This is a genomic window from Lactiplantibacillus dongliensis (assembly GCF_005405105.1).
In the GTDB taxonomy this organism is placed as follows: domain Bacteria; phylum Bacillota; class Bacilli; order Lactobacillales; family Lactobacillaceae; genus Lactiplantibacillus; species Lactiplantibacillus dongliensis.
This window is the reverse complement of record NZ_BJDK01000044.1, coordinates 22,257-29,414: the sequence shown is the minus strand read 5'-3', so window position 1 is coordinate 29,414 and position 7,158 is coordinate 22,257. Positions and strand designations below refer to the sequence as shown.

Below are 7,158 nucleotides of genomic sequence, written 5' to 3'. Positions count from 1 at the left end.
GCGCCTTGAGACGCTGGCCAGTACATAGGGCTTATAGCCCTGGAGCAAACCACCCGTTTTACGGGTGGTTATGATTGCAATAAAACTGAAGCCAGCGTTGGTTTGGTCATGTAAGTTGATAGCATGTGGATGGGCACTGCCAAGCGTGGTGGCTTGCCTTGAAAACTGGCGGGGAATGGTAATGACCATATAGATTTTGCCAGTTCTTAGCTGACGTTGCGCAGTCGCTGTGGTGAGCCGGTGGAAGTCAGCACTGTGGTTGTGCACGAGTTGCTGGGTCAACTTGGCGCCTAACTGGTAGTGGCGGTCAGCCTTTGTAATTGGGACATCTTGATTCACTACACCAACCGGCAAATGGCGAACATTGGCGTAGGGATTCCACAGTGAAGCTAGAAAAATAACGGCATAAAAGCTCGGGACCAACAATATTCCTAAAATGATTTTTAACAAGCCCTTAGTGTGTAAAACGTGTTTCCATTCGGTTAAAAACATCTTAACCGCCCCCTTAGTGTAAAATGAACGATTCATTCATTTTTTAGCCGACAAGCGCGCAAATTATTAAGCGCGACAATTCGAGTTAAACTGGTAGGCTGTAACTACGTGCCAGTTGAGTCATGACTGTTTTTTTCATTAATACCGGATCAAAATTATTAGCTTGGCGTTCAAAAGCGTCATAGCGTTTGTGGGCGGACCACCAGAAGATTTCATCAATAATCAGATGGGCGTCATAGTACGGCTGGAGTTGGGGAATCACGACGCCTTGGCTAACGAGGACGGTTAAATAGTGGGCCACGTTTTGATAGAGGACCTGCCGATAATCTTTGTATAGTTTGACGAGCTGCGGGTTAAGCTGGGCGTTGCGTTCGAGGATTAGGAAGTAAGCACCAAACTGATCAAAAGTGGTGAATAGGTAGCTTGTCAAGCGGCTAAATGCGCCAGCCTGCTGATTCGTCGCCATGAGCTGGTCGAGTTGTGCGGCCGCTTGCTGGTAACGACGTTGAGTGGCTTGAACTAAAGCCGTGGTGGTTTGGGGCGTAATCGGTAAGACCGTGACATTAGTTAGTGCTGCTGGGTCTAACGTGACGGCAAAGACGGCTTGTAATAGGTCTTCTTTACTTCTAAATAAATGATATAACGTGCCGACCGCGATATCAGCGGCTTGGGCAATGTCGATCATCTTGGTATCGGCAAAGCCCGGAACGATAAATAATGCTTTAGCACTCGTTAAAACGGGTTCAAGTTTTGATTGGATTTGCATAGGATCACCTCAATTTCTACGTGTCAGCATAGCACGGTCGGTTTTTGAAATGAATGATTCATTCTTAAATTGGCCGGTTAATTGGTGAAAAAAGCAGTCCGGTTGGTTTGATTAGTCAAATAACCAAAGTTAAATGAGGACTTTAACTGCAACAACAGAAAATAAATAACCTAATAAAAGGTCATGAAAACCCTTGTCAGACTTTTCAGAAAAGCCTATGATTAAAGACATTCTTGTTGAAACCAGGTGGGATTATGACGTCAGCCCACGCCAATCGAAATTTAGTCTTAGTGGCTTTACTGTGGGGATCTAGTTATACCTTTATTAAAATGGTGATTGCGGCGCAAATGCCACCAGCCGTGATTAATACGTTACGAGGCCTGATTTCGGCCACATTAGTTTACTTATTTTTTCATAAGGTCGTCAAGACAATGACTTGGCAGGAGTTTAAGATTGGCGCGATTTGTGCGATCTTTAACTTTATCGTGGTGCAATTACAATCGACAGGCTTGGAATTTACCACGCCCAGCAACTGTTCATTTATCACTTCGGCGTATGTGATTTTATTGCCGCTGATTGCCTGGTTGTTCTACAAAAAGGTGCCACCGCTGAAGATTTATCTAGCGATGGGATTATGCATGGCGGGAATGTTGATTCTGACCGGGGTCTTAACGAATGGGTTTAAACTACATATCGGTGACATTTTGATGATGTTGACCGCCATCTTCTTTGCCTTTCAAATGACTTACTATGGTTATGCAACTAAGCATGCGCGGCCACAAGTGATTGCGTTTCAGTTAGGCTTTATCCAAGCTATCTGTGGGACTTTATATACGTTTACCATCGATAGTCACCAACTTGCCCATATTGATTGGTTAGCGGCGGCTGGTCCGGTCTTGTATCTTGGCGTAATTGCAACTTTTGCCGCGCAGGTGATTCAGGTGACGAGTCAAAAGTATACCGATACCGTGACGGCCGGGTTGATCCTCATCACTGAGTCGTTATTTGCTAGTTTAATTTCGGTCGTCTTCCAAGTGGAACCATTAACGCAGCATTTAGTCATTGGCGGCAGTTTAATTATTTTAGCCACGGTTATTGCCCAATTCGATTTGCGGGGAGTGTTGGCGCGGTATGTGGTAAAGGGACATCCGTTTCGGCATTCATGAGGGCGTTTTCGGATAACACGCCACTGAGCCCCATTTTCTAGTATAATAAAGGAAATTAACTTATTGCCGAGGTGGACTATGGAAGCTTTAAAAGTATCGCAAACATTATCAGTCAACAATCATCGGGTCTTTTCGTCCGATTTAAATGAACATGATACCGTTTTTGGCGGTAAGATTTTGGCGATCATTGATGATAATTCATCGATTCCAGCGTCTCGAGTGGCTCGGGTGCAAACAGTGACGGCATCGGTCGATCAAGTCAACTTCATCTTGCCGTTCCAATTACAAGATTCGATGTGTACAGAGTCGTATGTGTCAGGGGTTGGCCATCGCTCAATCGAAGTCTTTACGAAGATTATCGGGGAACATCTGGCGACTGGTGAACGCTTCTTAGGTTTGACCTGTTTCTCATCATTTGTGGTGGCGGAACGGGGGATTACGTTGCCGCCAATTGAACCGGATAAGCCAGAATATCAATATGTTTGCCAGGGTTATGAACAGCGGCAGGCTGAACGCATGGCCAAGTTAAAGCGCCAAGAGGCCTTTAATCAAAATATTAGTTTGGCTTTTCCGTGGGCGGACTAGTCATTAGCTAGTTACACAAACTGAGTTGTATTTAAGGACCACATCAATAAAAATTTGGTGTGGTCCTTTTTCGTTTGGTTTGCAAACATTTTAAAAGAACTTTCAAGCCGTAAACTGGGACGAATGGCCGATAAAGCGTTGTGACTAATAATCAAAGCTGATAGTGTTAAAAAATAATAGAAATAATATTTTGATTAGCTTGATAAAGAGGGCATGGCAAATATGCGAAAGTATAACGTTCAGGTTTGGCTCTACACGCGTTATTTTGTGAAGGTGATGCTAGACAACGTTAGTGTGTTACTTTACACGGTTGGGTTACCAATTTTATTTTTAGGTCTGAATCTAAAGAGTTATTTCTTTAAAACGGTGAGTTTGGCCCAATATACCAAGTTAGTCTTGCCGTTCATTGCTTGGATTATCGTGGCAAATACGATGGTGATGGTCAGTGAAGTTGCCTTGTTACGGGAACAAGGTTATTTAAAGCAGTATGCGTCCTTAGTGGTCAACCCCAGTGTCTTCATCATCAGTAAGGCGGTCGTTAATCTGATGCTTGTTGGGGTGATTTTAGGCCTGGTTGCGGCCGTGAGTGCACTTTTGTTTCGGGTCGCATTTGTAGCCGTTTTGTGGCGGTTATGGAGTGTTTTACTATTAGTCAGTGTGCCGATTTGGGGGTACTGCCTGCCAATTCTGAGCTTTCGACTGCGTTACCAGACGGTCAGCGGGATCATTAATGTGGTCACGTTGGTGGTAATGATTGGTTCGGTCGCGATTGGGCATGCGTTACACTTGACGATAACGAATGTTGCTGCGAACGTGCTCAGTCCGGTCTACTTAGTCATGAATTGTTTTAACGTGCTTGTTATTGGTGATTGGCGCAACTTTTTACCAGGCTACCTAGTGGCTTGTTTAGGGTTAGGACTAGTGGGGTGGCTCAGTTATCGGCACTTACAATTATTACCAGCGGAGGGCTTATAAATGGATATTGAACAGTTAACGTATACGTTTCCGAAAGCGTTACAGCCTTTCTTCAAAGACTTATCTTTTCAATTACCAGAACATCAAGTCAACTTTCTCATTGGTCAAAATGGCGCCGGAAAAACCACGTTAGTTGATATTCTATTGGGATTACGGCCGTTTAAAGGACACATCACGCCGACGTTAACGAATATTTATCTCAATCAACAATTACCGATGTTAACTTCGATTCGGGTCTGTGATGTGGCGGTCTTGGTACTTGGCATTGAGACTGGGCGGCGCCGATTGACTTTGGCTGATTTGGCGTCGTTAGTGGATGGCCCAACGTTAGCTTTCTTGACGCCAATCTGGGAGCGGCATTACCGTGAGTTATCTGGTGGTCAGCGTAAACTAGTACAACTGTTATTATTCTTGCAAGTTGACCGTGAGCTGGTTGTCTTGGATGAGCCCACTGCTATGATTGACCGCGAACATGCGGCTACTTTATTTACCGTGATGCGGGCGCATCCTGACCGGACTTATTTAATGATTACACATGATGTTCGCGATTTAGCTGCCTTTCCAGCCTATCAGGTCCTGTGGTTAGCAGATCACCAAATTAAAGCGAGTGTTGACCGGGCGACTTTTGAGGCGGCCTTGCCGCAATCAGCGTTTATGCAAGCTTTTCAAACGGTTTGATGATCGTAAGTGATGAGTAACTTTGAGACTAGTTCGCGTTTTGCGGCTAGTTTTTTTGACATGAAAATTAAAATAAAATGAGACTCTTTTTGACAAGATGCCCCATTTCTCGTAAGCTGAAAAGACTTAATTAGAAATGGGGTGAGCTACCATGACTTATGCCTTTATTTTGGTATGCGTCGCCGTAGACGGATTAGGACGTTTTTCCGCAAATTAAATTTTAGGAGAAATTTGAATGAAAAACGTCCAAAAACAAGTACCATCATTACCACTAATGATCACGTTGGTGGGGTTCCCACAAATCAGTGAATCGATCTTTACCCCCGTTTTACCAGCTTTAAGCCAGGCGATGCATGTCAGCGCTAGTCAAGTGCAATTGACCATGAGCAGTTACTTTGTTGCGTTTGCAATTGGGGTCCTCATTTGGGGCCAGCTAGCCGACGCTGTTGGTCGCCGGCCCGCGATGCTACTAGGAGTAGCGGTTTACTTGCTGGGCAACCTCGGACTTTATCTTAGTCCCAACTTTAGGTGGCTATTGATTGCTCGGCTAGTGCAGGCTTTCGGGGCCAGTGCTGGCTCCGTGGTCACCCAAACGATGATGCGTGAAAGCTTTACCGGGGTGACGGGCGCGCAAGTCTTTGCCAAGACCAGTGCGGCGATGGCATTAGCGCCAGCTTTAGGACCGTTATTAGGAGGTATTGTGCAGTCTTGGTTAGGGTACCGGCATGTTTTTAGTACTTTAATCGTCATGGCCGTGCTTGTCTTGATGTATGGTGGCTGGCGATTACCAGAAACGCGGTCATTGGCTATGAGCCAAGTGCGACCAGTGCAACACCAAGTCGTACGGCGACTATGGCATGATCCGGTTGTCTGGGGATATGGTCTGTTAATTGGTGGGATTAATGGGTGCTTGTTTAGTTATTACGCTGAAGCCCCGTTTATTTTTGAAACGCACTTTGGCTTTTCAGCCTGGCAGTACGGGTTACTAGGGTTGATTCTAGCGGCGGCTAGTCTGTTAGGCGCTTTATTGGTCAATTATTTATTGACTTGGATTCAGCCGGGACAATTAGTTTTGGCGGGATTGTTCATGAGTATATTTGCTAGCAGTGGCTTATTAGTGGCAGCTAGGTTTAATCAAGCCGGGTGGATGCTTCTAGGTATTTTCGGGACCTTTTTAGGCTTAAACGTGACGTTGCCGAATGCCTTAAACCGGGCTTTAATTGGTTATGAAGCGGTCATGGGCAGTGCGAGTGGCTGGTTTAGCTTAGGCTATTACCTTATTGTGAGCGGGTTAACTTATCTGATGAGTTGGCTGCATCAGGGGTCAATCCTGACTTTACCCGGATACTTGTTAGGGTTGAGTGCCCTCATGCTAATCAGTTATCAGGTGTTAGTTAAAAATCGAAATTAAACCCAAGCCGTCAAAGCGAGTATCTCGTTTTGGCGGCTTTTACTCGTCAGCCGGAACAATCATCACATTGGTCTCCATGACACCAAATTTAGCCCACATCAGCGTGTTAATCTGTTGAGTTAATGCGTAGATATTGTCGACCGTTAACTGACGATCAATGGCAATCGTCACATCCAACATAATGAGATTGCCATCGTAATGAGCTCGCAGAAAGGTGACTTGTTGAACCGCGGACAGACTTTCAATCTTAGTTTGGTAGCGCTCTTCTAAATAAGGATCAAAGTAGTCAACTAAGTTTAAGCTGCTTTCTTGGAAAATATGCAAGCCAGAATGAAAAATGTAAATGCCGAGTAAGATACTGGCCACGCTATCTAGCCAAGGCAACTTGAGCCAGGTCGTTCCGAGGACGGTTAATACGGTGACTAGACTCGTTAAGGCGTCACTGAAAGTATCACGACTGGCAGCAATCAGGGCGGCATTGTTTAGTTTACGACTCCAATAATGGTTGAATCCCCATAGAATCAATAAGGTCAGTCCGGAAAAGGCAGCCCCAAAGCCGGCAATCGGTAAGGGCACGCTGATTTTGGCTTGATGGAGTAAAGTTAGCCCGCCTTTAAAGATGATTTCTAGCGCAATCGCCATCATAATAAGTCCGGCGATGAGGGTGTAGATGGTCTCAAAGCGAAAGCGTGATTGCTGAATGCGAGGACCAATGGCTTGTTGTTCAGCTGCTGAGATAGGCGCGCCAAAGAGATCATCATCATGGGTTTCGGCGGCGATGTATAGGCCGGTTAATAGCAGGCCGGTTGAAACAATCCCTGAAAGGTTATTGAAGGCATCGGCCCGCAATGTCTGTGAATGGCCGACTTGGGCAAAGTAATATTCAATTAGAAATAGACCCAAGTAGACGATAACGTTACCCCAGAGGTGTCGTCGGGCCGACTTTAAACTTTTAACCACTTGGTGTTGAATATGTTGCCAATTATTTGTTACAGGCATCAATGCTCAGTCCTTTGCCCTTTAATAAGCTTTAGCATACGATTGGTTACACGCCATTTGAAGTAAAAGCGAGTGGTTAAGCTGGA

General features: G+C 45.2%; 8 protein-coding genes. 5 read left to right on the top strand and 3 right to left on the bottom strand.

What is annotated here, in order from left to right:
* A partial coding sequence (locus FFM80_RS13135) for a YhgE/Pip family protein (RefSeq protein ID WP_223877369.1) occupies positions 1-492 on the bottom strand: 492 nt, incomplete at its 3' end.
* Positions 493-577: 85 nt separating this feature from the next.
* Positions 578-1,258 carry a TetR/AcrR family transcriptional regulator gene (locus FFM80_RS13130; protein ID WP_137641218.1) on the bottom strand — a complete coding sequence of 227 codons (681 nt, stop codon included), beginning with the start codon at positions 1,256-1,258 and terminating at the stop codon, positions 578-580.
* Positions 1,259-1,512: 254 nt separating this feature from the next.
* On the opposite strand from FFM80_RS13130, the gene FFM80_RS13125 reads away from it, so the two are divergent.
* The 5 genes from FFM80_RS13125 (at position 1,513) to FFM80_RS13105 (ending at position 6,073) form a co-directional block, all read left to right on the top strand.
* Complete coding sequence (locus tag FFM80_RS13125; RefSeq protein ID WP_137641217.1) at positions 1,513-2,424, top strand: DMT family transporter; 912 nt, start codon at positions 1,513-1,515, stop codon at positions 2,422-2,424.
* 78 nt (positions 2,425-2,502) lie between these two features.
* Entirely contained in the window at positions 2,503-3,009 is a 507-nt protein-coding gene (locus FFM80_RS13120; RefSeq protein WP_137635396.1) for an acyl-CoA thioesterase, read from the top strand.
* Positions 3,010-3,231: 222 nt separating this feature from the next.
* The gene (locus FFM80_RS13115) at positions 3,232-3,984 is read left to right on the top strand and encodes a hypothetical protein (RefSeq protein WP_137641216.1); all 753 of its coding nucleotides are present in this window, start codon (positions 3,232-3,234) and stop codon (positions 3,982-3,984) included.
* A complete protein-coding gene (locus FFM80_RS13110) occupies positions 3,985-4,662 on the top strand; it encodes an ATP-binding cassette domain-containing protein (RefSeq protein ID WP_137641215.1) in 678 nt (225 codons plus the stop codon). It begins immediately after the preceding gene.
* A 235-nt stretch (positions 4,663-4,897) separates the two neighbouring features.
* Positions 4,898-6,073 (top strand): multidrug effflux MFS transporter, encoded by a 1,176-nt coding sequence (locus tag FFM80_RS13105; RefSeq protein WP_137641214.1) that lies wholly within the window; start codon positions 4,898-4,900, stop codon positions 6,071-6,073.
* Positions 6,074-6,112: 39 nt separating this feature from the next.
* Here the strand turns inward: FFM80_RS13105 and FFM80_RS13100 are convergent, their stop codons facing one another.
* Positions 6,113-7,072, bottom strand: a complete 960-nt coding sequence (locus FFM80_RS13100; protein ID WP_137641213.1) for a cation diffusion facilitator family transporter — start codon at positions 7,070-7,072, stop codon at positions 6,113-6,115.
* Positions 7,073-7,158: the final 86 nt, after the last annotated feature.

Bases quoted from the DNA above. Each gene is read 5' to 3' on its own strand.
- FFM80_RS13130 (WP_137641218.1), bottom strand. From the start codon at position 1,258: ATGCAAATCCAATCAAAACTTGAACCCGTTTTAACGAGTGCTAAAGCA.
- FFM80_RS13125 (WP_137641217.1), top strand. From the start codon at position 1,513: ATGACGTCAGCCCACGCCAATCGAAATTTAGTCTTAGTGGCTTTACTG.
- FFM80_RS13120 (WP_137635396.1), top strand. From the start codon at position 2,503: ATGGAAGCTTTAAAAGTATCGCAAACATTATCAGTCAACAATCATCGG.
- FFM80_RS13115 (WP_137641216.1), top strand. From the start codon at position 3,232: ATGCGAAAGTATAACGTTCAGGTTTGGCTCTACACGCGTTATTTTGTG.
- FFM80_RS13110 (WP_137641215.1), top strand. From the start codon at position 3,985: ATGGATATTGAACAGTTAACGTATACGTTTCCGAAAGCGTTACAGCCT.
- FFM80_RS13105 (WP_137641214.1), top strand. From the start codon at position 4,898: ATGAAAAACGTCCAAAAACAAGTACCATCATTACCACTAATGATCACG.
- FFM80_RS13100 (WP_137641213.1), bottom strand. From the start codon at position 7,072: ATGCCTGTAACAAATAATTGGCAACATATTCAACACCAAGTGGTTAAA.